Source organism: Streptomyces sp. NPDC029138 (assembly GCF_055564375.1).
In genome coordinates, this window is record NZ_JBVHWM010000007.1 from 1 (window position 1) to 25,106 (window position 25,106).

Annotated in this window: 18 protein-coding genes; 9 read left to right on the top strand and 9 right to left on the bottom strand. The window is 73.9% G+C overall.

Going from position 1 to position 25,106, the window contains the following annotated elements; genetic code table 11:
- Nucleotides 1–220: 220 nt before the first annotated feature.
- Both ACZ4WH_RS09460 and ACZ4WH_RS09465 read left to right on the top strand, forming a co-directional pair.
- Nucleotides 221–2,209 (top strand): AfsR/SARP family transcriptional regulator, encoded by a 1,989-nt coding sequence (locus ACZ4WH_RS09460; RefSeq protein WP_468178321.1) that lies wholly within the window; start codon nt 221–223, stop codon nt 2,207–2,209.
- A 215-nt stretch (nt 2,210–2,424) separates the two neighbouring features.
- Nucleotides 2,425–3,351, top strand: a complete 927-nt coding sequence (locus ACZ4WH_RS09465) for a methyltransferase domain-containing protein (RefSeq protein ID WP_468178323.1) — start codon at nt 2,425–2,427, stop codon at nt 3,349–3,351.
- On the opposite strand, the gene ACZ4WH_RS09470 is transcribed toward ACZ4WH_RS09465, so the two are convergent.
- The 3 genes from ACZ4WH_RS09470 to ACZ4WH_RS09480 form a co-directional block, all read right to left on the bottom strand.
- Nucleotides 3,340–6,405, bottom strand: coding sequence for an AfsR/SARP family transcriptional regulator (locus tag ACZ4WH_RS09470; RefSeq protein ID WP_468178325.1), 3,066 nt, complete (start codon nt 6,403–6,405; stop codon nt 3,340–3,342). The two genes, ACZ4WH_RS09465 and ACZ4WH_RS09470, sit on opposite strands and share 12 nt — an antisense overlap.
- A gap of 231 nt (nt 6,406–6,636) precedes the next feature.
- Entirely contained in the window at nt 6,637–7,425 is a 789-nt protein-coding gene (locus ACZ4WH_RS09475; RefSeq protein ID WP_468178327.1) for an SAM-dependent chlorinase/fluorinase, read from the bottom strand.
- Nucleotides 7,422–8,918, bottom strand: coding sequence for a PEP/pyruvate-binding domain-containing protein (locus tag ACZ4WH_RS09480; protein ID WP_468178329.1), 1,497 nt, complete (start codon nt 8,916–8,918; stop codon nt 7,422–7,424). The genes ACZ4WH_RS09475 and ACZ4WH_RS09480 overlap by 4 nt, the downstream gene beginning before the upstream one ends.
- 286 nt (nt 8,919–9,204) lie before the next feature.
- Here ACZ4WH_RS09480 and ACZ4WH_RS09485 point away from each other — a divergent pair, with 286 nt between their 5' ends.
- The 7 genes from ACZ4WH_RS09485 to ACZ4WH_RS09515 all read left to right on the top strand — a co-directional run bounded on the left by ACZ4WH_RS09485 (nt 9,205) and on the right by ACZ4WH_RS09515 (nt 18,281).
- Entirely contained in the window at nt 9,205–9,462 is a 258-nt protein-coding gene (locus tag ACZ4WH_RS09485) for a response regulator transcription factor (protein WP_468178331.1), read from the top strand.
- 143 nt (nt 9,463–9,605) lie between these two features.
- Nucleotides 9,606–10,526, top strand: a complete 921-nt coding sequence (locus tag ACZ4WH_RS09490; protein ID WP_468178333.1) for a JmjC domain-containing protein — start codon at nt 9,606–9,608, stop codon at nt 10,524–10,526.
- Between the two features lie 390 nt (nt 10,527–10,916).
- Nucleotides 10,917–13,205: a peptidase domain-containing ABC transporter gene (locus tag ACZ4WH_RS09495; RefSeq protein ID WP_468178335.1), complete on the top strand. Its 2,289-nt coding sequence runs from the start codon at nt 10,917–10,919 to the stop codon at nt 13,203–13,205.
- On the top strand, nt 13,193–14,545 hold the full coding sequence (locus ACZ4WH_RS09500; protein ID WP_468178337.1) for a condensation domain-containing protein: 1,353 nt from the start codon (nt 13,193–13,195) through the stop codon (nt 14,543–14,545). The genes ACZ4WH_RS09495 and ACZ4WH_RS09500 overlap by 13 nt, the downstream gene beginning before the upstream one ends.
- On the top strand, nt 14,542–14,793 hold the full coding sequence (locus ACZ4WH_RS09505; protein WP_366764190.1) for an acyl carrier protein: 252 nt from the start codon (nt 14,542–14,544) through the stop codon (nt 14,791–14,793). The genes ACZ4WH_RS09500 and ACZ4WH_RS09505 overlap by 4 nt, the downstream gene beginning before the upstream one ends.
- Nucleotides 14,794–14,800: 7 nt before the next feature.
- The gene (locus ACZ4WH_RS09510) at nt 14,801–16,207 is read left to right on the top strand and encodes a class I adenylate-forming enzyme family protein (RefSeq protein ID WP_468178339.1); all 1,407 of its coding nucleotides are present in this window, start codon (nt 14,801–14,803) and stop codon (nt 16,205–16,207) included.
- A 304-nt stretch (nt 16,208–16,511) separates the two neighbouring features.
- Nucleotides 16,512–18,281, top strand: a complete 1,770-nt coding sequence (locus ACZ4WH_RS09515) for an AMP-binding protein (protein ID WP_468178342.1) — start codon at nt 16,512–16,514, stop codon at nt 18,279–18,281.
- Between the two features lie 20 nt (nt 18,282–18,301).
- On the opposite strand, the gene ACZ4WH_RS09520 is transcribed toward ACZ4WH_RS09515, so the two are convergent.
- The 6 genes from ACZ4WH_RS09520 to ACZ4WH_RS09545 form a co-directional block, all read right to left on the bottom strand.
- Nucleotides 18,302–19,294, bottom strand: a complete 993-nt coding sequence (locus tag ACZ4WH_RS09520) for an NAD-dependent epimerase/dehydratase family protein (RefSeq protein ID WP_468178344.1) — start codon at nt 19,292–19,294, stop codon at nt 18,302–18,304.
- Nucleotides 19,291–20,238 (bottom strand): DUF4915 domain-containing protein, encoded by a 948-nt coding sequence (locus ACZ4WH_RS09525; RefSeq protein ID WP_468178346.1) that lies wholly within the window; start codon nt 20,236–20,238, stop codon nt 19,291–19,293. Before ACZ4WH_RS09525 ends, ACZ4WH_RS09520 begins: the two co-directional genes overlap by 4 nt.
- 117 nt (nt 20,239–20,355) lie before the next feature.
- Nucleotides 20,356–21,090, bottom strand: a complete 735-nt coding sequence (locus ACZ4WH_RS09530) for a radical SAM/SPASM domain-containing protein (RefSeq protein ID WP_468178348.1) — start codon at nt 21,088–21,090, stop codon at nt 20,356–20,358.
- A 91-nt stretch (nt 21,091–21,181) separates the two neighbouring features.
- Nucleotides 21,182–22,732 (bottom strand): methionine--tRNA ligase, encoded by a 1,551-nt coding sequence (locus ACZ4WH_RS09535; protein WP_468178350.1) that lies wholly within the window; start codon nt 22,730–22,732, stop codon nt 21,182–21,184.
- Nucleotides 22,733–22,836: 104 nt separating this feature from the next.
- Nucleotides 22,837–23,967 carry an NAD(P)-dependent oxidoreductase gene (locus ACZ4WH_RS09540; RefSeq protein ID WP_468178352.1) on the bottom strand — a complete coding sequence of 377 codons (1,131 nt, stop codon included), beginning with the start codon at nt 23,965–23,967 and terminating at the stop codon, nt 22,837–22,839.
- On the bottom strand, nt 23,960–25,000 hold the full coding sequence (locus ACZ4WH_RS09545) for a Gfo/Idh/MocA family protein (RefSeq protein ID WP_468178354.1): 1,041 nt from the start codon (nt 24,998–25,000) through the stop codon (nt 23,960–23,962). The genes ACZ4WH_RS09540 and ACZ4WH_RS09545 overlap by 8 nt, the downstream gene beginning before the upstream one ends.
- Between the last annotated feature and the right edge of the window lie 106 nt (nt 25,001–25,106).

Here is a 25,106-nt window from a genome sequence, read left to right on the forward strand (position 1 = left end):
CCCCCCCCCCCCCCCCCCCCCCCCCCCCCCCCCCCCCCCCCCCCCCCCCCCCCCCCCCCCCCCCCCCCCCCCCCCCCCCCCCCCCCCCCCCGCCCGGCTCGCTCATCGCGCGTACATCGGCGGTCATCCGGGATTGACCGCCTGTCGAACCGCCTTTGCCACCCTTGGTCTCCGGTCAGGTCATGCGGAGGAACCAGTGACGGTGGACGGGGGCGAAGCCATGCTCATGCAACACCCGGTCGGTGAGGCCGGTGCACGCGCCTCCCGCAGGGACCGTACCGGCCCCGACGGACGGGCCCGGGCACCGGAGAGCGGCGCGATCCCCCCGCCGGCCGAGCCGGGCGAACCGCAGCCGGTGCGCGATCCACAGGACGTCTTCTTCGAAGTGCTGGGCCCGGTCGCCGTCGTACGCGGGACACAGCGCGTCCACGTGGCCTCGCGCCGGCAGCGGGTGGTCCTCGCGGCACTGCTGCTGTCCGCCGATCGCGTCGTGTCGCTGGAGACGCTGATCGAGGCCATCTGGTCCGAACGGCCGCCGGACACCGCCCGCAACCAGGTGCACACCTGCGTGTCGGCGCTGCGGCGCCTGCTGGCGCGGATGGGCGCGCAGACCCCCATCGAGACCCTGCCCGGCGGATACCTGCTGCGGGTGCCGTTCGACCAGGTCGACCTCCAGCTGTTCCGGACGTCCTCGGCGAAGGCGGCGGAACTGGCGCGCCAGAGCCGCTACGAGGAGGCCATCGCCCTGATGCGGCAGGCGCTCGCCCACTGGAAGGGCCCCGGCTGCGCGGACGTGGACAGCGAGGTGATCCAGAGCAGGGTGGTGCACCTGGACGAGGAGTTCCAGCGCGCCATGGACCACTGCATCGAATGGAACCTCGCGCTCGGCCGGCACAGTGAGGTGATCGGTGAGCTGATCGAGCGGGTGGCCCGTCATCCGCTGCGCGAACTGCCCCGGCTCCAGCTCGTCCAGGCGCTGCACCGGTCGGGCCGTACGGCCGAGGCGCTGGACGTCTGCCGGCGCGGACGACGCGAGTTCGTGGAACAACTGGGGCTGGAGCCGAGCGAGGAGATGGCCCGCCTGGAGGCACGCATCCTCGCCCGCGACCCCGCCCTGGACTGGCCGGGCACCGCGGTCGTGACCGAGACCGCGACCCGGACGGCCGTACCCCGGCAACTCCTGCCCGGCATCGGCGACTTCGTCGGACGACGCAAGACGCTGGCACTGGTCACGGAGGCCTGTGTCACCGGCCGGGGCGGTGGCCGGCACGTGCCGGTCGTGTGCCTGGCCGGGGCGTCGGGAACGGGGAAGACGGTCACCGCCCTGCGGGTGGCACACGAGCTGTCGCACAGTCACTTCCCGGACGGGCAGCTCTTCGCCGACCTCGGCGGCAGCGCCTACGCGGCACCGCCGGACCGCATCCTGCGGCGCTTCCTGCTGGCACTGGGCGTGCCCGCGGCGGACGTACCGGCCGGCACCGAGGAGCGCGCCGCGCTCTACCGGAGCCTGCTGGCCGACCGGCGGGTGCTGGTGTTCCTCGACCACATCGCCACCCAGGCGCAGATCCGTCCCCTGCTGCCGGGCGGCTCTTCCTGCGGCGTCCTGCTCACCTCCCGCCGCCGGGCCGCCGTCCCGCCGGGAGCCGTACTGGTGCAGCTCGGACCCCTGGACGCGACCGAGTCCCTGGAACTGCTGGGCGCCACCGTCGGATGGGAGCGGGTCCGCGCCGAGCCCACGGCGGCGCACCGGATCGCCGAGCTGACCGGCGGTCTGCCGATGGCGCTGCGGATCGTCGGCGCTCGGATGGCGGGCCGTCCGTACTGGTCGCTGGAGACCATGGCGGCCCGGCTGGCCGACCCCCGGCGCCGGCTCGACGAACTCGTGCACGGCGAACTGAGCGTGCGCACCGGCATCGAGGCCGCCTTGTGCCAGTTGCCCACGGAGCACCGGACGCTGCTGCTCGCGCTCGCCCGTACCGTCGCGGACCCGTTCCACGCGAGGTCCGCGTCCCGGGTGCTGGGCGTCGACCGCGGCACGGCCGGGAAGCTGCTGGAGGATCTCGCGGACGTCTATCTCATCGAGCATCTCGGGGGGTCCGCGGACGCCGACGACTGGTACCGGATTCCCACACTCACCGCGATCCACGTCCAGGAAGCCGCCGAACTGGCGGAACCCGGGCGATCGACGGCCGCGGAGATCGGCCGTTGACGCCGCGTCGATGCGGAGTGTCTAGAGTGGTTCCGCCGACCACGGACCGCGTTGCCGACCGGGAGGTGAGGGGAGTGCGGAGGCCGTCCGTGCCGGGCCCGCAGTCGTCCCGTACCGACAGTCGCAGGTGTACGCACCCGTGATCTTGCCGTCCGGAAACCAACCATGTGGACGCCGTCGTCGGGTGACGAGACGGCGAAAGGTCTGAGTGCGGGATGACAACGAGGGAAGCTGTCGACGTCCAGGGGTACTTCGCGCAGAAGGCGAGGAGCTATGACGAGCGAGGAAGAGGATTCTTCGGCGAGCTGAGCGACGAACTGCTGTGGACCACGCTGGAGCAGTCCGTGCTCACACGGCTGCCCCCGGGATTCTCCTTCCTGGAGCCCGGCGGAGGTACCGGCAAGTGGAGCTGCCGCCTCGCGGTCGAGCGGCCGGACGCCACCGGCGTGCTGTACGACATGACGCCCGAGATGCTGACGCTGGCCGAGGGCCGCAGCGCCCGGCACGGCTACGCGGACCGGGTGGCGCACGGACTGGGGAGGGTGGAGACGGCCGCCGAGCACTTCGGCCACCGCCGGTTCGACCTCATCCTCAACACCCACCACGTGCTCGGCTTCGTGGACGATCCCGCCGCCGTGGTCCGTTCGCTCGCCACGCTCCTGACGGAGAACGGGGTGATGGCCTCGTTCCTGCCCAGCCGCTGGTACGCGGCCTCCCTCGACCTGGCCGCCGGGCGGGTCGAGGACGCCGAGATCAGCCTGACCGGTGAGCGCTGGGTCCGCGCGGCGGAGCCCTACCGGCACCTGTTCACCCCGGGCGAGATCCGGGCGATCCACTACGCCGCCGGGCTCACCGTCGATCTGCTGGTCGGCTTCCCCAGCCTGGTGCTGCCGGACCCGCGCCCGGGCCAGGCGACCGGCGGACCCTCGACCGAGGAGTACCTGAGCGATGTCGCCGTCTTCCGCCGGGTGCTGAACATGGAGAAGGAACTGCTCCTGGACCCGGACTCCGCCGCCCGGGGCGCGAACCTGTTCGTCGTCGCCTCGCGCAGCCCCTGGCGTGCGGTGCAGCGGCGCGGCCCGGCCGCCACCGCACGCCAGATCCCCTTCGAGGAGTCCCTGCCCGGGTGGTTATCGAGCTGAGGTGACCACCCCGGCCCCGGTCACGCCCGGGGTGCCCCGGCCGGCCGCGGGAGACGTGCTCTCCGGGCCGGCCGGGGCCTTGCCGTCGGGCGCCAGCCCCAGCCGGGCGAACATCTCCTGCGCCCGGGTCCGGGACCGCTCCGCCTCACTCGGGTCACCGAGCCGCTCGTGCAGCGCGCTCAGCACCAGGAGTGCGTGCGCCTGGTTCCGGGTGTCGCCGATCCTCTCGCACAGGACGGCCGCGGCGGACGCCTCCTCGAAGGCGCGTTGCAGCGATCCGACGGCGAGCAGCGTCTTCGCCAGCCGGAAGCGGGCGTTGGCCTCGTGGCCGCGCAGGCCCAGCAGGGTCGACATGGCCAGAGACGACTCGTAGTGCCCCACGGCCGTGTCGAAGTCCTCCAGGGTGTGATGGGCGAATCCCAGCACGTACTGGGCGTAGGCGATGCTCGCGCTGTCGTGGTCGGCGAGCCGGTCGCGCAGCACCCGGTCGCAGATCTCCACGGCGTCCGCCGGCTGCCCGTTGTAGACCCGCACCAGCGCGCTGTTGATCACGGAGGTCGCCTCGCCGGAACGGTGCCCCAGTTGCCGGGCCAGGGTGACGGCCTCGTCGAAGCAGGCGATCGCCTCCTCGTAGCGACCCTGCAACTGCCTTACCAGACCGAGGTCGTTGAGCGCCTGCCGCTGGATGACGACGTCGTCGGTGGCCTGGCACTGCTGGATTGCCAACGTTGTCTCGTGCTCCGCCTCGGCGATCTGGCACGTGGCCAGAGCGTTGTTGCCGCTCAGGAAGTGCGCGCGGGCCTCGGCCGTCAGGTCGTCGCAGTGCGCCGCTGCCGCGGTGAACAGGCGGGACACGCCGGCCCAGTCACAGGCGTGCAGGTCCGTCCGGAACGGGCTGAGGGCGATGCAAAGGGAGACGGCCGAGCGCAGCAGGTCGCCGCCGAGCGGGCTGCCGTCCGCCTCGGCGGCGGGCCGGGACAGGACCGCGCCGGCGATCTGGCCGGCCAGCAGCAGCGCGCTCTCGCCCTCGGCCACGGCCCACGACCGGGCCTGCTCCGCCGAGGTGAAGCGCAGTCCGGTGGCCTCGCGCGGCTGGAGCGCGCCGCGTACCGGGTCGCCGGCGACGACGTGCTCGAACGCGGAGAGCGCGGAGTCCAGTTGGAAGGCGACCAGCGGGCGCAGCAGGGGGAGGACGTCACCGGTGACCTTGCGCCGTGCGAAGGCCCGCAGCAGATCGTGCAACCGGTAGAACCCGGGGGCCGGGGACTGGAGCATGCCGACGTCCACGAGGCCTTCGAGGAGTTCCTCCGCCTCCGGCCGGCCGGCACCCAGCAGCGCGGACGCGGCGCTCGCGGAGAGGCTGGACGTCTCCACGGTGGAGACCAGTTGCAGGACCCGGGCCTGCTCGCCGGTCAGCTGCCGGTAGCCCACCTCGAAGACCGCGTCGACGGTGAGTTCCCCGACCCTCAGCTCGTCGATGCGCCGGTGCTCGTCCGCGAGGCGCTGGACGATCGAGGCGATCGACCAGTTCGGCCGGGCGGCCAGCCGGGTGGCGACGATCCGCACGGCGAGCGGCAGCAGGGAGCACTGGGAGACCAGCGTGACGGCGCTGTCCTGCTCGGCGTCCACCCGCTCGCGGCCGATCATCAGGGCCAGCAGGTCCAGAGCCTCGTCGGTGGAGAAGGGCGGCAGTTCGGTCTGTACGGCCGCGGGGAGCCCCGCCAGCCGGGTGCGGCTGGTGATCAGCACCCCGCACATGGCCGTCCCGGGCAGCAGCGGGCGGACCTGCGCGGCGTCCCGGGCGTCGTCGAGCACGACGAGGATACGGCGCCGGTCGGTCATGGTCCGGAACAGGGCCGTCCGGGCCTCCACGCCCTCGGGGATCGCCACGGGCGCCAGTCCGAGGGCGGTCAGGAACCCGGCCAGTACCGTCTCCGGGGCGGCGGGCTCTCCGGCGCCCCGGAGATCGGCGTACAGCTGGCCGTCCGGGTAGAAGTCCCGCACCCGGTGGGCCACATGCAGGGCGAGGGAGGTCTTGCCCACACCGCCCATGCCGACCAGGGCGACGATGGGCAGGAAGGCCCGGGTCGGCACGTTCAGCGCCGAGCACAGGGTCACCGTCGAGTGCGCCCGGCCGGTGAAGTCGGCCGGGCCCGGGGGAAGCTGGGCGGGTACGGGGGTCGGTGCCCGGAAGGGCGCGGCGGCCGCGTCCCCGGCCGGGACGGGCACCAGGCCGACGCCCGTACGGCCGGTCTCGTCCTCGGCGGTCCGCAGGAGAGGGTCGGTGATGGTGCCGGTACCGGTGCCGGCCGCCGCGGTGTCCGGCGGGTGGAGCGGGACGGCCCTGGTCGGCGCGGCGGGCCGTTCGTCCAGGCTGCCCTGGAGGATCGCGTCGTGCAGCGCCTTCAGCTCGGGACCGGGGTCGATGCCGAGTTCGTCGATGAGGAGTTGACGGGTACGCCGGTAGGCGGCCAGCGCCTCCGCCTGCCGTGCGGACTGGTAGTGGGCGCGCATCAGCAGCCCGACGAGCCGCTCGCGCAGCGGATGCGCCTGCACCAGGGAGACGAGTTCCGCGGTGTGCTCAGGACCGCGGGCCATGGCCAGCGCCGCGTCGATCCGCTCCTCCTGGAGGCGCAGCCGGAACTCCTCGAAACGTTCCCGCTCGCGCTCGGCGAACGGACCAGGGACGGCCGTCAGCGGGGTCCCGCGCCACAGCGCCAGCGTCTGCTCCAGCCGCTGGAACGCGCCCTCGACATCGCCGGACTGCCGCAACCGCCTGGCTTCGTGGGCCAGTTCCTCGGCCTTGAGGAAATCGGCCGTGGAACCGGTGAGGTCCAGCCGGTAGCCGTCACCCAGCGATAACAGAACACGGGGCGTCTTGCTGTCGTTCTCCAGCGCCTTCCGAAGCCGCCAAGCGTAGGTCCGCAGGGTGGTAATGGCCGAATGCGGACCATTGTCCCCCCACAGACCGCTGAGCAGGTCGGTGGCCGTGGCCGTCTGACCGACGCTCAGCAGCAACACGGCGAGCATGGCCTGCTGCTGGGGGCTGCCCACGCGCAGCTCTGTTTCGCCGCGGTATGCCCGGACTTCACCCAGCAGAGAAAAATGGAGCGACGCGTTGGTCGGGGGCAGGCCAATCATTCGGTCGGCTCCTAGCGGGTGGTTGCCGGAGTGATATGCGCAGTCGGCGGGTAAGCTACCACGGCCTCGGTTTGGAAAAGAGACTTGCATAAAATAGTTTTACCGGCGATAACTTGCGACGCGGCGCGCCGGAGCGCCGCCCGGTCACTTCGCTCCGAACGGCCGGCCGGAACCGGCGGCCACGTCGACCCGGATCCGGTCGCCCACCGCGCAGTCGAGGCCGTGCAGCCCCGCCGCGCGGACCTGGCCCAGCTCGTGCAGCCCCAGCGAACTGCCCGGGTAGACCACCCAGGTGCCGTCGGCCAGCTCCATCATCCGCTTCCAGTAGACCGCGTCCAGGACACGGTCACCGACGCGCACCCGCAGCCGGTCGCCGAACCGTAACGCGCCCGCGTCGAGCGGGAACTTGGCGTTGCCGAAGTTGTCGACGTGCACGACGGTCCCGTCCTGCGGCAGCAGCCGGCGGATGCGGCCGGCCGGGAAGGGACGCCCCAGCCGCGCCAGGGGCGTCCCGGCCGCCAGCGCGCCGACGGCCGGCGCGTGGACGTACTTGCCGCCGAAGGGCACGAACCCCGGGTCGGTCAGCTCGTAGCACTCGCGCACGCCCAGGTCCGCCGCCAGCCAGCCCAGGGCACCGGTGTTGGCCCCGGTGAAGATCAGGTCGCCGCGTTCGGTACGGCCGACGAGGCGCTCGGTGCGCTCCGGCCGGCTGTTGACCACGACCATGAGCACGGTCCCCGGGGCGGCCGACTCCGCGATCAGCCGGGTGAGGAACGCCGTGTTGAGCACCGAGTACGACCGCACCGGGACCAGCGGACCGACCTGCACCGACAGGGTGGGGTCGGTCTCCCACACCGCCCGGTCCACGGCCAGCTGCAACTCGGCCGCGGCCACGTCCGTGCAGTCGGAGAAGATCACCACACGGCGGGTCACCGGAGCGTCCCCCCGTGCCGGGCGGCGGACTTCCCGGCCCGGCGGACCCGCTGGAAACCGAGCCGGTCCAGCAGCGCGCCACCGGCCCGCCACGACGGCACGGCCACCTCCACGCCGGCACCGCCCGCGCGGCCGGCGAAGCGGACCCGGGGGGCGCCGGCGACCGACAGCAGCACGGCGCGGCTGTCGGCGAAGGCGGACATGTGCCGGTCCGCCAGCCAGAGTTCGGCCCGCCCGGCCGCCCGTCGCCGGGCCGTGGCGGGCGGCCGGCGGTGCCCCACCGACTGACGGCGCCGGCCGGCGCGCAGCGGCGCCGGGTACGGAGGTGTGCCGGCCGGTGCCGGCCGGAGTCCGGCGCGGAACTGGACGGCCGCGACCGCCGCCGCCCGCTCGCGCGGTGGCAGCGCCGACAGCGGTGCCGCCGCGCCGGCCACCGCGTCCAGCAGCACCGGTCCCGCCCAGTCGCCCGGCAACCCGCCGGGAGCGAGCGCGACCGGCAGCCGCGCCTCCCGGCACAGGGCCCCGGAGTGGGAGAGCACGTTGCCCGCGCGGACGACCAGCCCCGCGGCCCGCCGCAGCCCCTCCAGTTCACCGGCCGTCGGCAGCACGGGAAGCCGCACGATCGAGCCCGGCAGCGCCGGTCCCTTGGAGGCCGGTACCGGCACGCCGACGGCGTACCCGCGGCCGAGGGGAGTGACCGGCAGCGCCGTCGAGGGCGGCCGAGGGCGGTGCCGAGCCGCCGGCACCGGGCCCTCGGGGGTGAGCGGGCGGGCCTGGAACACCCACAGGCGCTGCCCGTCCTCGCCCCACTCCACGTCCAGGGGACCGCCGAACTCCCGCTCCAGCACGCCGCCCAGCCGCCACAGCAGGTCCGGCAGCGGACGGCCGTCCAGCTCCCAGGACGACGGCTCGGCGCCTCCCGCCGAGGCCGGCGGCAGGACGTAGGACTCCTCGCAGCCCCGCCCGGCGACCACCGGGACGCTCGTGCCCCGGCTCGACTCCACCAGCATCCCCGGCTCGTCCGACACCGGGTCACGGGTGTAGAGCACCCCCCAGCTCCGGCAGCCGATCATGCGCTGCACCAGCACGTGCACCCGGCTGCCGCCGCTGCCGTGCCGCATCCTGCGGTAGGCCCGCGCGTCCGCCTCCCCCCGCGCGGCGCGCACCCAGCGGACGGCCGCGACGATCTCCTCCGGGGTGCGCCGGTCCAGATGGCTGCGGTACACCCCGGCCCCGGTCGCCAGCGGCACGTCCTCGTTCTCGGCCGAGCTGCGCACGACCGCCGGGGCGCCGCGCAGGGCGGTGTCCACCAGGGCCCGCGCCCCGGCCCGCAGGCACCCGTCCGAGGTCCGTTCCAGGAGGTCGTCGGTGATGACCCAGGTCTCGGGGACCGGCAGTCCCGCCGCGATCAGACGCCGCAGTCCCGCCGCCTTGCCGCCGGCCGGGCCCGCGAACCGGGCGAGGGGGACGAAAGGCCGGCACCCGCATTCCACTGCTCTTGCCTCCGGTACATGTGAGATTTCCGGCAGAGCGGAACCAGGAATTCCGCCGGGGCGGGGAACGCATGTGAAAACTACCCTGTCACCCGGCGGGAATGGTTATGTCACACCCGGGAAGGCCGGTCAAGCACGGCGGTCGACACCCGCCACCGGCCGGCCTGTCGAACCGTCGTTTATCGGCCGTCCAGTGCGCGACGGATCAGCCGTTGATCAGGGCCTGCTTCGATTTACCCCGTCGCTGCATACCGGATTCCGCAGGAACCCGGCGAAAGGGGAGTCGATGAAAATCACGCAGACGGCGGGTGACGAGCGCACCCAGCCCCTCAGCCCGCGCGAGCTGGAGATCCTCAGGTGGCTTCCCAGCGGTGGCACCTACGACGCCATCGCGCGCGGTCTGGGCATCAGCAGGCACACGGTCGACACCTACATCCGCAGGATCCGGGCGAAGGTGGGCGCCGCGAACCGTACCCAACTGGTCGTTCTGGCCCTCCGGCTCGAAGAACCGCACACCACCGTCAGGGACCTCCAGGACGCCTGAGGAGCGGGCCGGCTGTCCCGTGTTCTCGGGACTGTGGGGCCGGCCGCCGGCCCGGCACGATGACGGACATGCGCGGCGCTCCACGCGGACCAGGCCCACGGGTCCGTGTGGTGCCCGCCGGAGAACCCGATGAGGAGGCCCCGGTGCACGCACCGACACTCGCCCGGTGGGTCGGTGACCCCGACACCTTCTTCACCTCGTACTGGCGCCGCCGGCCGGCGGTCTTCCGGCCGGCGGGCGGGGGCCGCAGCCCGTTCGGGCTCCAGGACGTCGACGACGCCCTGGCCAGCGGCTTCCTCCGCGAGCCCTACATCGAGATGACGAACGCCGAGCAGCCGCTCGGGGCCGACTCCTACACGTCCGCCCGGACCGTCAACCGCTCGGTGCACCGCGGCTTCGCCGACGAGGCGAAGATCCGGGCGCTGCTGGACGACGGCGCGACCCTGCTGCTGCGCTGCCTCGACCAGTGGCACCGGCCCACGGGTGCCGTGCTGGCCGAACTGGCCATGGAGCTGCAACGCCCGGTGGAGGCGTTCTTCTTCGTCACGCCGGCCGGGCACCAGGGCCTGCCGCTGCACCGCGACGACGCGGACGTCCTGGTCGTCCAGGTCGCCGGCCGCAAGGAGTGGCATGTCCACGAGGGACCGCCCGACGGGCACTGGGGCCCGGGGAGCGTCGGCGGCGAGCGGCCCCCCGCCCCGGTCCTGCGGACCACCCTCGGGCCCGGCGACGTCCTCTACCTGCCGCGCGGCTTCGCCCACCAGGCCACCGGCGACGAGGGGCTGTCGGCACACCTGTCCCTGACCATCCGGGAGATCGCCCTGGTGGACCTGTGCCGCAGCCTCCAGTCGCTCTCCCTGGAGGGCCTGGGCCTGGCCCCGCGCCCGGTGGACGACGAGGCGATCGTCTCCTCGGCCGCCGAGGTGCTCGCCCACGTCCGGGCGCGGCTGGCCGGTCTGGACCCCGAGGAACTGGTCCGCCGCGCTAGACGGGCCCGGCTGGCCACGGCGCCCGCGCCCCGGTCCGCGCTGTCGCTCACCGAGCTGGCGGAGAAACTGTCGTAGCAACCCCATCTCGAAAAGCAAAGCATCCCGAAAGCAGATCGTTCCCGCCTCGATGATTAAAAGGCGCGTCCGGTCTGCATTTCGGGATGCCTTTTTGCATTCTCCGATATTGATTTCAGAATTCTTCCGCCTTGCTCTTGTTGACGGTTCCGGACGGCTGTTAGAGTTCATTTCGCGATGGATTGCAAAAGGCGTCCACCGCCCCCTCGTGAAAGGAAATGAAAATGGAGAACAACCAGATCGACATCGCCGCTCTGTCCGACGAGGAGCTGGACGACATCGTGGGTGGCGGCACCGTGCACACCGACGCGGCCTGCATCTGAGCCGGCACCACATGAAGGGTGACGCCGGCCGACGCCGGCGTCACCCCGTCGGGTGAGGACTGACGGGATGACGAACACAGCACGCTTCCGCTCCGAGGCGGTCGAGCACCACCACGGGCACCGCGGCCTCGGCCCGATGCTCGGACACGATCTGACGCCACGGCCCAGAAGGAGCCTCTCCGCGCTGGGGCGCTCGCTGCTCGGGCGGCTGCGCGAAGGACGCCGCCGTCCCCGGGTGCCGGTCTGCTTCCAGACCCAGGTCAGCGACTGCGGTCCCGCCTGCCTGGTCATGACCCTGCGCCACCACGGCGTCGAGGCCGAACTGGAGACGGTCCGGGCCCGGGCGGACTCGGGGCGCAACGGCGCCTCGGCCCGGACGCTGCTGGAGATCGCCCGGGAGTTCGGGCTCAAGGGGCGCGGGGTGCGGACGGATCTCGCGGGGCTCCGGCACCTGCCCGCCGGCTCCATCCTGTTCTGGAACTTCAGTCACTTCGTCGTGCTCGAAGCGGCGACCCGGGACCACGTGGACATCGTCGACCCGGCACACGGCCGGCGCAGGCTGACCTGGGCCGCCGTCGGCGAGGCGTTCACCGGGGTGGCCCTGGAGTTCGAGCCGCCGCTGGAGCGCCGCGCGCGGGCCCGCCGCCGTGCGGGCACCGCCGGGCCGTGGGCCCGACTGCGGCACCTGCGACCCGGGCCCGGAGAGCTGCGGGGCATCGCCGCCGCCTCCCTGGCCCTGATGGCCTTCGAGTTCGTCCTGCCCCTCACCATCAGCCGGCTCGTCGGACACGTGCTCCCGGGCAGGCTGCGCTCCGAGCTGTGGCTGACCACGGCCGGACTGGGCGCGCTCGTCGCGCTGTTCCTCACCCTGCAACTGATCAGATCGCTCCTGCTGATCAAACGCCAGGCCCTGGTGGAGAAACAGCTCACCTGGGGCGTCATGGAACACCTCGCCTCGCTGCCGTACGACTACTTCACCGTGCACAACGCCGGTGACCTGGCGATGCGGGTGCGCACCAGCAGCACCCTGAACCAGGTCCTGAGCGTCACCGCCGTCTCCGCCGTGTTCGACAGCGTGCTGATCGTCGTCTACCTGGCGGCGATCGTCCTCGCCAACCCGGTCCTCGCCGCCCTGGTCGTCGGGCTGATCGCCGTCCAGGCCGGGCTGACCGCGGTCACCTGGCGCCGGCAGGCCGCCCTGAACCACGAGGTCCTGGAGCAGCAGACCAGGGCGCAGAACGAACTGGTGGAGATGCTGGAGAGCATCACCACGCTCAAGGCCGCCGGTGTCGAGGGCGAGGCCGTCGAACGCTGGTCGCACGCCCTGGTCCGCGAGGTCAACAAGCGCCTGCGCGCACGCCGGAGCCTCGCGGCGTTCACCGCGGTCGGCCGGACCGTCCAGTTCGGCGCGCCCGTCGTGGTGCTGCTCGCCGGCACCTGGCGGGTGCTGGACGGGCACGACTCCCTCAGCTCCACGCTCGCCTTCATGGCCCTGACGACCGCGCTGTTCGCGCCCCTGGAGGGCATGTTCGCCGCGGTCTCCCAACTCGCCTCCGTCCGGCCCACCCTGGCCAGGCTCGACGACGTCCTCCAGGCCGAGCCGGAGCCGCGCGCGGCGCGGACACCCGCACCCGCGCCCGCCGGACAGGCCGCCGCGATCACCGCCGAAGGCGTCTCCTTCCGCTACCGGGGCGCCCCGTCCCCCGCCCTGTCCGGGGTCGAACTGGACATCCGTCCCGGGCAGTTCGTCGCCGTCGTCGGCCGCTCCGGCTCGGGCAAGTCCACCCTCGGCATGCTGCTGGCGGGGCTGTACCTGCCGACGTCGGGGACCATCACCGTCGACGGCACCGACCTCGCGGACCTGGACCGGCCCGGCTACCGCCGGCAGATCGGCTACGTCAACCAGAACGCCCACCTCTTCAGCGGCACCATCCGCGAGAACATCGCCTTCGGCGCCGGGGAACCGGACCAGGCCGACCTGATCAGAGCGGTCAAGGCGGCCTGCGTCCACGAGGAGATCGCCGCCCTCCCGATGGGCTACGACACTCTGGTGGGCCCGGGCGGACACGGGCTGTCGGGCGGCCAGCGCCAGCGCATCATCCTGGCCCGGGCACTGGCGCGCGGACCCCGGCTCCTCGTGCTGGACGAGGCGACCAGCGCGCTCGATCCGCAGCTGGAGGAGGAGATCTTCGACAACCTGCTGAACGCGGGCACCACCGCCGTCGTCATCGCCCACCGCCTCACCGTGCTGGAGCGCGCCGACCACGTCCTGGTCGTCCGGGACGGCAAGGTCGTCGAGGCCGGATCACCCGCCGAACTCAGGGCCGCCGGAGGGGAGTTCCTGTGCCTGACCTGACCGCCGGCGACCCCCGCGACCGGATCGTGCCGCTCACGTACGAGCAGGAGTGGTACCACGCCAACATCCGCGGCTCCACCCGGGCCCGCCGCAACGTGCGGCTCTCCTACGAGATCCGCGGCCCCTTCGATCCGGACGCCTTCACCGAGGCCGTCCACGGCTTCGTGGCACGGCACGACGCGCTCCGCATGGACCTCGTCGCCCGGCCCGGGGCCGACGCCCCGGCCCAGCGCGTCCGGCCCCTCGCCCCGGGGGAGCGGATCGTGCGTCACCAGAGCGTGACAGCCGCCTCCGAGCGGCAGTTCACGCACTACGCGTCGGCGCTGCACTCACGCGACTTCGTCACCCCCTGGGCCGACGGGGAACGGCCGTACACCTTCCGGCTGCTGCGCTACGCCGACGACCACCACGCCTTCCTGGCCACCTTCCAGAACGTCGTCTTCGACGGCCGCGCGCACGAACTGTTCGCCCGGGAGACCTGGCGGGACTACCGGACGCTGCTCGCCGGCGGCCCCGTACCGGGCGCCGCTCCCTCCTTCGCCGAGGCCGCGCTGCGCCAGCGCGGCCGGTACGGCACCGGGCACCTGGACCGGGCCCGGGAGAGCTGGCGCGAGCGCCTGGACTTCGCCGCCCGCACCGCCTGGAACCGGCCCGGGCACGCGGAGCCGACCCCGGACGGGACCGTGCACGCGCAGCTCGCGGGCGAGGACGCCGCCGCCTTCCACCGGGCCTGCGAGCGGCTGCGGTGCACCCCGATGCAACTGCTCGTGGCCTCGTTCGTCACGGCGCTGTCGGCGTGCGCGGGCGCGGACCGGATGACCGTGTGGACGTCCATGGACTCCCGGCAGACGGCTGAGCGCGACGTGGTCGGCATGTTCGCCGGCGTCAGCCCGCTCGCCGTCCGCGCGGCCGGCGCGGACCTGCCCGACGTCCTCGCCGAGGTACGGCGCCGGATGCTCGACGCGCTGCGGTACCAGCAGATCCCGGCGAGCGAACTGTCCGCGCTCGCCGCGGAGTCCGCCGCCGGCGGGGCCGATCCGCTCCGCCGGGACATCCACGTCAACCTGCGCCGGTTCGACGGCCCCTACCGGCCCACCGAGCGGTCCGGGCCGCTGCGGGTCACCGCCGACGCCTACCCGCTGCGCAGGATCGCCTTCGGCACGTCCTCGGCCCTGCACCTGAGGTGCAACGAGTACCGGGACCGGGTCCTCGTCGACCTGGTCTTCGACGGGCGGCGCGTCGGACGCCCGCTGGCCCAGGCCCTCCTCGACCGCATGGTCCGCACGGCGGCGGCACCCTCCGAGACCCCGAGCACCCCGAGCACCCCGAGGACCCCATGAACACCTGCCACGACGGCCTGCTCGCCCACGTCCTGACCGCCGCGACCACGGTGTTCGGACACCCCGTCGAGCCGGGCGACAACTTCTTCTCCCTCGGCGGGGACTCCATCGCCGCCGTCGAACTCGTGACCCTCCTCGAAGAACGGCTGGGCGTCGCGCTGGACACCGAACCCGTGGTGAACACCGCCGACTTCGCGGAGCTGGCCGGCGCGCTCGCCGCCGCGACCGCGCCGGCCCGGGAGGCGTGAGGCCGCCGTGCGTCCCTACCTGTGGAACCCCTGGGCGACGGCCCAGGAGCGGCCCGGGCGGCTCGCCGTCGTCGCGGACGACGAGACGTACACCTTCGCCGAACTCGTCCGGCGCGCCGACGACCTCTGCGCCGGCCTGCGCGCCCGGGGCGTCGCGGACGGCGCCGTCCTCGCCACCGACATCCCCAGCGGCCCCCGCTTCTTCGCCCTCGCCCTGGCGGCGCTGCGGTACGGCTACGGCCTCTTCCCGGTCGACAGCCGCCTGGTCGCCGCGCCGTTCGGGCCCGCGCTGCTGCGCGGCATGGACACCGCGCTGCACATCACCGCCCGGCCCGCCGGGGGCGGCCCGGCGCTGCCCTGCCCCACCGTCACCGACGACGAACTCGCCTCCATGGCCGTGCCGCGCTCGGGCGTGCCCGCCGCCGCGACGCGGGCCGGATTCCTCGCGTTCGCCACCTCCGGAACCACCGGGGACCCGCAGGCCGTGCCACGGGCCCGGCCGCCGCGCCCCTACAAGGGCGTGGCCGTCAGCGCGCGGTACGCCGCCGGAACCGGCCTGGGCCCGCACCTCATGGCCAACCCCACCTTCCACCTCGGCACCTTGGGGCCCGCCCTGTACGCGCTCCAGGCCGGCAGCGCCGTCGTCGTCCAGCGCGCCTGGTCGCCGGGCGGCTTCGCGGAACTGATCGACCGGCACGGCGCCGACAGCGCCATGCTCAGCCTCGACCTCCTGCTGGACGTGCTGGCCGCCGGCGCCCGGCCGCGCCACCGGCTGCGCGCCCTCTTCCACGGCGGCGCCGCGTGCCCGCCGCAGCGCAAACGGGAGGCCATCGCCCTGCTCGGGCCCGTGCTGCACGAGTACTACGGCACGTCCCGGAGCACCCTGACGGAGATCACCACCGAGGAGTGGCTGCGCCATCCCGGCTCCGTGGGCCGGCCCCTGCCCGGCATCGGTGTCGAGATCCGGGACGCGGGCCACCGGCCGGTGCCGGCGGGGACCGTCGGGACGATCCACGCCCGGCTGCGCGCCGCCGACCGCGACCGTCCCGGCGAACCCCTGCTGGACACCGGCGACCTGGGCTTCCTGGACGACGACGGCTATCTGCACATCGTGGGCCGCGCCGGGGACGAGGGGCAGCGCGACGAGGCCCGGCTGGAGTACGAGATCCGCCTGCTGCCCGGCGTCTGCGACGTGGCCGTGGTCGGCGGCGCGGACCCGGTGTGCCACGTCGAGACGGTCCCGGGCCCCCCGGACGCCATCGTCACCGGCATCCGGGACGCCGCCCGCCGACTCGGCATGCCGGCCCCGCACATCGCGCTAGGCCCGTCCGGTTCCCTGCCGCGCACCCCGAGCGGCAAGGTCCGGCGGGCGGCTCTGCGCGCGCAGGTCGGACCGGGCGGGTCGCCCCGGTGACCGGCGCCCCGGCGGGCCCGGCCGGGCCTGCGGATCGTTCTCGGTCCGTCCGGTTTCCTGCCGCGCACCCCGAGTGGCAAGGTCCGGTGGGCGGCTCTGCGCGCGCAGGTCGGACCGGGCGGGTCGCGCCGGTGAGCGGCGCCCCGGCGGGCCCGGCCGGGCCTGCGGATCGTTCTCGGTCCGTCCGGTTTCCTGCCGCGCACCCCGAGTGGCAAGGTCCGGCGGGCGGCTCTGCGCGCCCCGGTCGGACCGGGCGGGTCGCACCGGTGACCGGTACCCCGGCGGGGATGGGACGGTCGCACCGGTGACCGGCGTTCCGGTGGGGCCGGTGGTGACCGCGTACGACTGGCTGCGGCAGCACGCCCGCGTGCGGCCCGACGGCTTCGCGGTGAGCGTCTGGCGGGACGGGGCGGCGCGGCAGCGCCTGACCTTCGGGGAACTCGGCCGGCTCGTCGACCGCGTCGCGGCCGGCCTCGCGGCCCGTGGCGCCCGGGCCGGCGACCGGGTGGTCCTCGCCCTGCCCAACGACGTGTCGTTCACCGCCACCCTGCTCGCCTCGCTGGCCGCCGGACTGGTCCCGGTGCCCGCCTCCACCCCGGACGCAGTGCGGCAGGGCGCGTTCGAGGAACGGCTCCGAGGCATCGTCGCCGACTGCCGTCCCGGCCTGGCCGTCACCACGGACGCCTGGACGCCCGCGCTCCATCGGGCGCTGCGCGGGCGCGGCACGCTGCCCGCGCACACCTGGGAAGACCTCTCCACGGCCGCCCCGGAACCGGCGCCCGGCCCCCGGCCCGGCCCGCGCCCCGGCATCGCCCTGCTCCAGTACACCTCCGGCTCGACGGGCACCCCCAAGGGGGTCGTCATCAGCCACCGGGCCCTGGCCGCCCAGTGCGCCCAGGCCGCCCTGGCCTACCGGGAACGACCCGACGACACCGCGGTGACCTGGGTGCCGCTCCACCACGACATGGGCCTGGTCACCGGGGTCTTCCGGCCCCTCTACACCGGGTACGAGTCCGTCCTGCTGTCGCCGCGCGCCTTCGTCCGCGATCCCGGCGCCTGGCTCGCCGCCCTCACCCACCGCCGTGGCACGCTCTCCAGCGCGCCCGACTTCGGCTACCGGCACTGCGTACGCCGGATCACCCCGGCGGCGGCCCGCGCCTTCGACCTGTCGTCCTGGCGCGTGGCACGCAACGCGGGCGAGGTCGTCCGCGCCGACACCGCGGCCGACTTCACGGCCCGCTTCGCTCCGGCCGGTTTCCGGGCCGGTGGCCTCTGCCCCTCCTACGGCATGGCGGAGGCCACGCTCACCGTCACCGCCTGCACGCCCTGGACACCGCCCGTCGAGCTGACCGTTCGCCGCGACGACCTGCGGTCCGGCACCGTCGTGCCGGTCGGGCGGGACGCGCGTCCCGCCGAGCGCACCGTCACCCTGCTGTCCTCGGGACGGCCGCTGCCCCGCACCCGTGTCACGGTGCGCACGGCCGACGGGGGGACGGCGCCGGACGGGACGATCGGCGACATCCTCGTGCGGGGGCCGCAGTTGTTCAGCGGCTACTGGCCGGCCGCCGGGAGCGGCACCGCGGGCGGCCCGTGCGCGTGGCACGCCACCGGGGACACGGGCTTCCTGCTGCGGGGGCACCTGTTCGTGCTCGGACGCGCCGACGACACCCTCGTGCACCACGGGAAGAAGTTCTACGCCGCCGACGTGCTCGCCGTGTGCGCCACCGTCCCGCAGCTGCGGCCGGGCCGCTGTGCCGCGTTCACCGTCGAGGCACCCGGCCCGGCCGGCGACGGCCGGGGCGCCCCGCAGGTCTGCCTGGTCGCCGAGGTCGGCGAGGACACGCCGGACCCGTCACCCGCTGTCACACACGAGATCAGGCGGCGCCTCGCCGACGCCCTCGACCTGTACGTCACCACCGTGGCCCTGGTGCCCGCCGGCGAACTGCCGGTGACCACCAGCGGCAAGGTACGGGTGCCGGACACCCGCCGCCGCTACCGGCAGGGCACCCTCCGCGTGCTCCCGGTCCCGGCACGGCCTCAGGCGGCCGACGAGGCCGGTGCCGCCGCCCGGTAGCCGGACGGGGGCCGCGTCCGTCACCCGGCCCGGCGCAGGGCCGCCGTCTCCTTGTCCGGGGCCAGGCCCACCGGCGGGCGGTCCGGGCGGTGCGGTGGGACACCGCCCAGCGAGCGCAGCCAGGTCCAGGTGTCGGCGACGGTCCGGGCCACCGGGCGGCAGCGCAGCCCGGTGGCGAGGGCGCGGGAGACGTCGGCGGTGTGCAGGGCGTCGTACCGCTCGCCCGGCGGGAGCCAGACGGGCAGCTCGGTCCACGGCCGGATGCCCGCGGCCAGCACCGTCTCCGGTGCGGTCCACCTCAGTTCGGCGGTGCCGCCGGTGACGGCGACGCAGGCGTCCAGCAGTTCGCCCATGGTGGTGTGCCCGAGCGGGCTGACGAGGTTGTAGGCGCCGCCGAGCCCGGCCGCCACGGCGTCCAGCGTCCAGGTGGCGAGGTCGCGCGGGTCGACGTACTGGACCGGCAGGTCACGCGGCCCCGGGGCCAGCACCGGGCCGCCGCGGGCCGTCCGGCCGAGCCACCACGGCAGACGGCCGGTGTTCTCGTACGGGCCGAGGATCAGCCCCGCCCGCACCAGCAGGGCCCGGTCGCCGAAGGCCTGGAGCGCCGCCAGTTCCCCGCCCCGCTTGGCGCGCGCGTAGCTCACGTCGGCGCCGTCGTCGGGGGAGGCGTCCACCACCGGCGCGCTCTCGTCCGCCCCGGCCGGCGCCGGATAGGTGTAGACCGAGCGGCTGGAGACGTACACGTACCGCCCGGCCCGGCCCGCCAGCAGCGCGGCGGTGTCGCGGACCGCCGCCGGGCTGCCCGACCAGGTGTCGACGACCACGTCCCACGCGCCGTCGGCCAGCGCGGCGAGACCGTCCTCGCCGGTCCGGTCCCCGTGCAGCGCGGCCACCCCCGGCGGCGGTGCGTGCCGCCCCCGGTGGAACACCGTGACCCGGGCGCCGCGCGCCCGCGCCTCCTGGGCGAGCGCCCGCCCCACGAACTCCGTGCCCCCGAGGATCAGCACCCTCATGACGGCAGGGGCAGCACGTCGTAGATCTCCGGGCCGAGTTCGCCCAGGTCGATGAAGCCGAGGGTGCGGCCGGCCGCCAGGTCGGCGACCGTGAGCCCGCACCGGCCGAGGGGCATGCCCGGGTCGGAGGGGTTCGCGACCTGACCGGTGCTCTTCGACACCTTCCGGCCCTGGCTGGTGCCGACGCAGGCGAGCTGGGGCGCGAGCCAGCCGAGGCCGCGCGGGTAGCCGTCGGTGCCGGCGGTCCGGCCGGACCGGCTCACGACCCGGGCGTGGTGCGACTCGCACCAGTACAGCTCCCCGTCGTGGACCGACACGGTGTGCGGGTGGTAGACGTCCTTGACGACGGCCTCGTCCCGGGTGATGTCCCGGATGTACCCGTTCTCGGCGCTCGCCCACAGCTTGGAGGCGCGCGGGCCGAAGCCCGACACCAGCACCGAATCCCCGTGACGGGCGAGGGAGTTGAGGTGGTGGGTGTCGCGCCCTTCGGCGCTGGCCCGCCACACGGCTCCCCGGTGGACCAGGCCCTCCGGCCGGTCCTCGTAGGCGAGGACCTCGTCGGTGCCCGAGGAGACGACGAGCAGTGCCCCGTCGTGATGGAGCAGCGAGTGCCCGTCGCGCACCTCCGGCAGCCGGTGGGACGACAGCAGTTCCAGGGACTCCAGGGACAGCACCGAGACCCGGAACTCGCGGTTCACGCAGTAGAGGACGAAGACCCTGTCGCCCGAGGTGGCCAGGCCCGTCGCCCACGCGACTTCGCCGTCCGGATCGATGGGTACGGGCTCCGCCGCGCCGGTGCGCAGGTCGACGCGGAACAGCGCCGTGCTGCTGTTGGCGGGCAGCGCGATCGGATAGGTGAACGTCACCAGCACACGGTGTGCGGCATGGTCGGGCAGTACGACGCCTCGGTCGGCGTTCTCCCACGGCGAATTCAACTGCGCCACCCCCAGAAATCCGAAAGATGCCGTTCCGGCACCCTGCCGGAATCCGGTCACCATCCTTTTCCGCGGGGCGGGGGCGGACAAGTCACGTATCCGCGGTACCGGTGGGGGCGGGGGCCGTCAGAACCGGCCGAAGCCGCACGAGCGGCACTGTTCCATGGAGAATTCCCCGCGGACGTTCCCGCGGTGCACCCGCATCCGTTCGGGCATCGTCCACGCCTCTTCGACGGACATGTCCTTGATGTTGCCGAACACCTTCTGCGCCAGGTAGTCCTCGCAGCACAGGATCAGCTGGCCGTGGGCGTTGATGTGCAGTTCGTTCATCACGACGCCGCAGGACTTGCGGCGCTGGACCTGGAGGGGGATCAGGCCGGCCCGGTTGGAGGCGTTGGCCTTGATCTGCTGGGCGGTCTTGTACCGCAGGCGGGGCGGGCTGCCGTCGTAACGGTCCATGATCTCGCGCACGCCGCGGGGCATCTTCTCGCCGTGCTGGGTGACGACGAAGGCGTCGACCGAGCCGCTGAGTTCGTGGAAGAGGTCGAGTGTCAGGAAATCGCCGTTGGTGTACAGCGCGATCCGGGCGAGCGGCATCTCCTTGCGCGCCAGCCGCAGCAGGTCGGGCATCCGGGGGTCGGCCAGCGGCTCCCCGTAGTTGTGCGGGCTGAACTGGTTGCAGAAATTGTTGCGGCCGAGATCGGAGACGATCTTGTGGAAGAGGTCCTCCGGCATACGGACCTCGTTCTGCCGCAGTCCGCGGTCGAAAATGCTGTTCGGGCAGTAGTCGCAGCGGCGGTTGCAGTAAGTGGTCGTCTCCACCTCGACGAACATCGGCTGGTGGTCGGAGAACGTGCCCATGCGCATCACTCCTCGGTCGTGGGGGAAATCCCCGGGAAAGGGCCGGAGGGCCCGCGGGCGAACCCTCCGGTACGGTTCGGTCCGGCTCGGCTCAGGCGAGTTCGAGCCGCGGGAACAGCGGCGGGGCCTTCTCGATCTTTCGTCCCGCCGGGTCGGCCGCCACCGCGGCGGCCGGGTCCTGTGCCGTCTCGCCCAGCGCGTCGAGGATGCGCCGCGCGGACTCCGGGACGAAGGGCAGGAGCAGCACGGCCAGCCGCACGGACGCGCGCAGCGTGAGGTTCAGTACGGTGTCCAGGGCCGCCGCGGCCGACGCGTCGCCCTCCTCCGCCGCGCGCGCCAGGTGCCAGGGCGCCCGCTCGTCCACATAGGCGTTCGCCCTGCGGACCAGGTCCCACACCCGGGCCAGCGCCTCGCGGTGGTCGTAGCGGTCCATGGCGGCGCGGCACGCCTCGGCACTGGCCGTCATCTGGTCCGTCAGCGCGCGCTCGGGAGCCTCCAGCGGGCCCGCGGCGGGAACCGTGCCGCCACGGTAGCGGGCGGTCATCGCGGTGACCCTGCTGACCAGGTTGCCCAGACCGTTGGCGAGGTCGGTGTTCCAGCGGGCGACCAGACGTTCCTCGCTGAAGTCCCCGTCACCGAAGGGCGAGAAGTCCGCGAGGAGGTAGTACCGGACGGCGTCGGCCCCGTACCGGTCCACCAGTTCCATGGGGTCGACGGCGTTGCCGAGCGACTTGCTGAGCTTCTGCCCGCCCGTGGTGATGTAGCCGTGCACGACGACGTCGGTCGGCAGCGGCAGCCCGGCCGACATCAGCATCGCCGGCCAGTACACGGCGTGGAAGCGCAGGACTCCCTTGCCCATCACATGCACGCGCTGCTCGGCCTCGGCCCAGAACCGCGTGTACCGCTCGCTGTCCCGGGTCCAGTCGAGCGCGTTGACGTAGTTGGTGAGGGCGTCGATCCAGACGTACATCACCTGGCTGTCGTCGCCCGGCACCGGGATGCCCCAGCCGCGCGCCCGCTCCACGGAGCGGGAGACGCTGATGTCCTCCAGGCCGGCCTTGATGAAACTGGTCACCTCGTTGAGGCGGGAGGCGGGGTGGACGCGCAGCCGGCCGGAGTCGAGGGCCTCGAGCAGCCGGTCGCCGTACCGGGACAGGCGGAAGAAGTAGTTGTGTTCACGGACCCGCTCCGGGGGCACCAGGTGCTCCGGGCACTTGCCGTCCACCAGTTCGTCCGGCGTGTAGAACTGCTCGCAGCCCACGCAGTACAGCCCCTCGTAGTCCTTGACGTAGAGGTCGCCGTTCTCCTGCATGCGCCGCCAGATCTCGGTGGCCCCGGCGATGTGGTCGGCGTCGGCGCTGGTGCGGATGAACCGGGTGATGCCGATGGACAGCGCGTCGACGAGCCGCTCGAAGTACCGCACGTTCCGGTCGACCAGCTGCCGGGTGGGGACACCCTCGCGCTCGGCCGCCAGGACGTTCTTCAGGCTGTTCTCGTCCGATCCGCTGAGGAAGTACACCTCCCGGCCGAGCGCCATGTGACGCGCGAGGGAGTCCGCCTGGACATACTCGAAGGCATGTCCCAGATGGGGTTGGGCATTGACGTACGGGATGGTCGTGGAAAGGAACGCCGTGGAGGACATGGTCTCCTCAGAGGGACGGAAGGACGGGCGGAGCGACCGCATCGCGCGGGCAGACGTAGGGCGGCTGGCCGACGGCGGAAGGCCGGATACGGTGCCGGGGTAGTTTACTGATCGACAAGCGCGGCCCCGTGTGCGGCGCTCTGTCCCAAATCCCCGGCCGGACCGGTCAGTTGAGGAGGCCGGCGGCCGGCGAGCACCCGGGAGACGCGCTCGGCGGTGGTCGCCCAGCGCGGGGCGGCGCCCGCGAGGACCCGCTCCACCTCCCCGACCAGCTCCTCGAAGATCAGCCGGTTGGCCTCCAGGGTGCGGCCGGCGACGTGCGGGGTGTGCACCACGCCCGGCATGCCGCGCACGGGATGGTCCCGGGGCAGCGGCTCCTCCGGGTGGACGTCGAGGCCCACGCGCAGCTCCCCGGCCGCCGCGCGGGCGAGCAGGGCCGGCAGGTCCACCGTCGCCGCCCGTCCCACCAGCACCACGACCGCGCCGGCGGGCAGTTCGGCGATCGCCGCGGCGTCGACCAGCCCCGCGGTGTCCGCGCGCGGCTGCGTCGCGACGACCAGGATCTCCGAGCGGCGGGCGAGCTGACGCACCGAGGGCACCAGCTCGACCCCGAGTTCACCGGCCGCCGCCGGGGTGAGCCACGACGAGCACACGGCCGTGTCGCATCCGGCGCCGCGCAGCAACCGCACCAGATGGCGGCCGATGCCGCCCATCCCGACGATGCCGACCCGGCGCCCGGCCAGCGTCGTGGGCCACGCGGTCCCGCCGCCGCCCGTGGCCGCGTCCTCCCAGCCGTCCCACCATCCGCCCGAGGCGACCAGCGCGTGCCGGCCGGGGATGTCCCGCAGACAGCACAGCACCAGGCCGAGGGCGAACTCCGCGACGACCGGACCCATCGCACCGGAGCTGTCCGAGCACACGACACCGCGCCGCAGGGCCTCCCGCACGTCGAGGAACCGCCACCGGCCGTCCTGCCCGGCGCCGGCCAGCCGCAACAGCGGCGCCCCGGCGAGGCGTTCGGCGTCCAGGTACGGCAGGCGGGTGTCCCACCCGGCGACCAGCAGCGCGGTGCTGCGCCCGACCTCCCGCAGAATCCGCCCCTCGTCGTCGCCGTCGCCGAGCACCGTCACCCGCGCGACGGCCGAGAGCCTGCGCAGCGCGGCCTCGGTCAGTACATGGTCGCGGGCGAAGCCGTCGGCCACGACCAGGGCACGGGGGCGCGAGGACTCAGCCACCGAGGACCTCCGTGATGTCGGTCCCCGGGTCCGCCGGCAGCTCCACCCGGCCGCCGTCGCGTGCCGCCCGGTAGCCGGCCAGGAGGACCTCCAGGGCACGCAGCGCCCGCTCGCCGCTGTGCGCCGGGGTCCGCTCCTCGGCCAGCGCGGCCACGAGTTCCTCCAGGGACCGGACCCACTGGGGCGCCCCGAGCGCGCTCTCCCCGACCTCCACCTCGGACCAGCCCGCGCCGCCCGGACCCAGCACCCGCAGGATCGGCCCGCGCCGGAAGCCGTCCGGGCCGGGCAGGACGCTGCCGAACTCGATGAGCCCCTCGGTGCCGACCAGCCGCATCAGGGGTTGGCCGGCCACCTCGGCGCCGCACTCCAACTGGCCGCGCAGCCCGCCGGCGTGTTCCCACACCAGCAGCCCGGAGTGCTCCAGCAGCAGCCCGGCGTGCTCCCTGCGGCGGCTGAGGTCGACGGTGCCGGCGACCCAGGTGACGGGGGCGTCGCCGGCGAGGAGGAAGCTGATGTCGATCCAGTGCGGGCCCCAGTCGAACAGGGCGGAGTCCTTGCTGTGGCACTCCACGCGCAGCAGCTGCCCCACCGCTCCCTCGGCGGCCAGCCGCACGGCCCGCTGGATCGCGAGCCCGAAGCGGCGCTGGTGGTTCACGGCCAGGGTGATGCCCGCGCCGGCCGCCGTGTCGATCAGGGTGCGGGCCGGGGCCAGGCCGGTGGCGAGCGGCTTCTCGCACAGCAGGCCGCCGGAGAAGCCCTCCTTGGCCAGTTCCTCGACCAGCGCCGGCTGGGTCAGCGGGCCGGTGGCGATGATCACGATGTCGGGCCGGTGGGCCAGCAGTTCGCCGACCGAGCCGACGGCCCGGCCGCCGTACTGCCGTACGACGTCCTCCGCCCGCGCCCGGTCCGCGTCGAGGGCGGCGACCAGCTCGGTGCCCTCGCACCGGTCGACCGTGAGCGCGTGGGCGGACCCGGCGTCACCGCACCCGATCACGGCCGCCCTCACGGGGGCCCTCGTCGTCTGCCGTGTCATCTGTCTTCCTGCCTCTCCGTGCGGTGCTCTGTGGGGTGGGGTGGGGTGGAGCGGGGCCGGGTGCCGCCCGCCGGCCGGGTTCCTGGTGCCGTACCGGTGCGCGCGG

What these genes read in the sequence shown, in the direction of transcription:
- ACZ4WH_RS09460 (WP_468178321.1), top strand. Translation starts at nt 221, where the DNA reads ATGCTCATGCAACACCCGGTCGGTGAGGCCGGTGCACGCGCCTCCCGC.
- ACZ4WH_RS09465 (WP_468178323.1), top strand. Translation starts at nt 2,425, where the DNA reads ATGACAACGAGGGAAGCTGTCGACGTCCAGGGGTACTTCGCGCAGAAG.
- ACZ4WH_RS09485 (WP_468178331.1), top strand. Translation starts at nt 9,205, where the DNA reads ATGAAAATCACGCAGACGGCGGGTGACGAGCGCACCCAGCCCCTCAGC.
- ACZ4WH_RS09495 (WP_468178335.1), top strand. Translation starts at nt 10,917, where the DNA reads ATGACGAACACAGCACGCTTCCGCTCCGAGGCGGTCGAGCACCACCAC.
- ACZ4WH_RS09505 (WP_366764190.1), top strand. Translation starts at nt 14,542, where the DNA reads ATGAACACCTGCCACGACGGCCTGCTCGCCCACGTCCTGACCGCCGCG.
- ACZ4WH_RS09520 (WP_468178344.1), bottom strand. Translation starts at nt 19,294, where the DNA reads ATGAGGGTGCTGATCCTCGGGGGCACGGAGTTCGTGGGGCGGGCGCTC.
- ACZ4WH_RS09530 (WP_468178348.1), bottom strand. Translation starts at nt 21,090, where the DNA reads ATGGGCACGTTCTCCGACCACCAGCCGATGTTCGTCGAGGTGGAGACG.
- ACZ4WH_RS09535 (WP_468178350.1), bottom strand. Translation starts at nt 22,732, where the DNA reads ATGTCCTCCACGGCGTTCCTTTCCACGACCATCCCGTACGTCAATGCC.
- ACZ4WH_RS09545 (WP_468178354.1), bottom strand. Translation starts at nt 25,000, where the DNA reads ATGACACGGCAGACGACGAGGGCCCCCGTGAGGGCGGCCGTGATCGGG.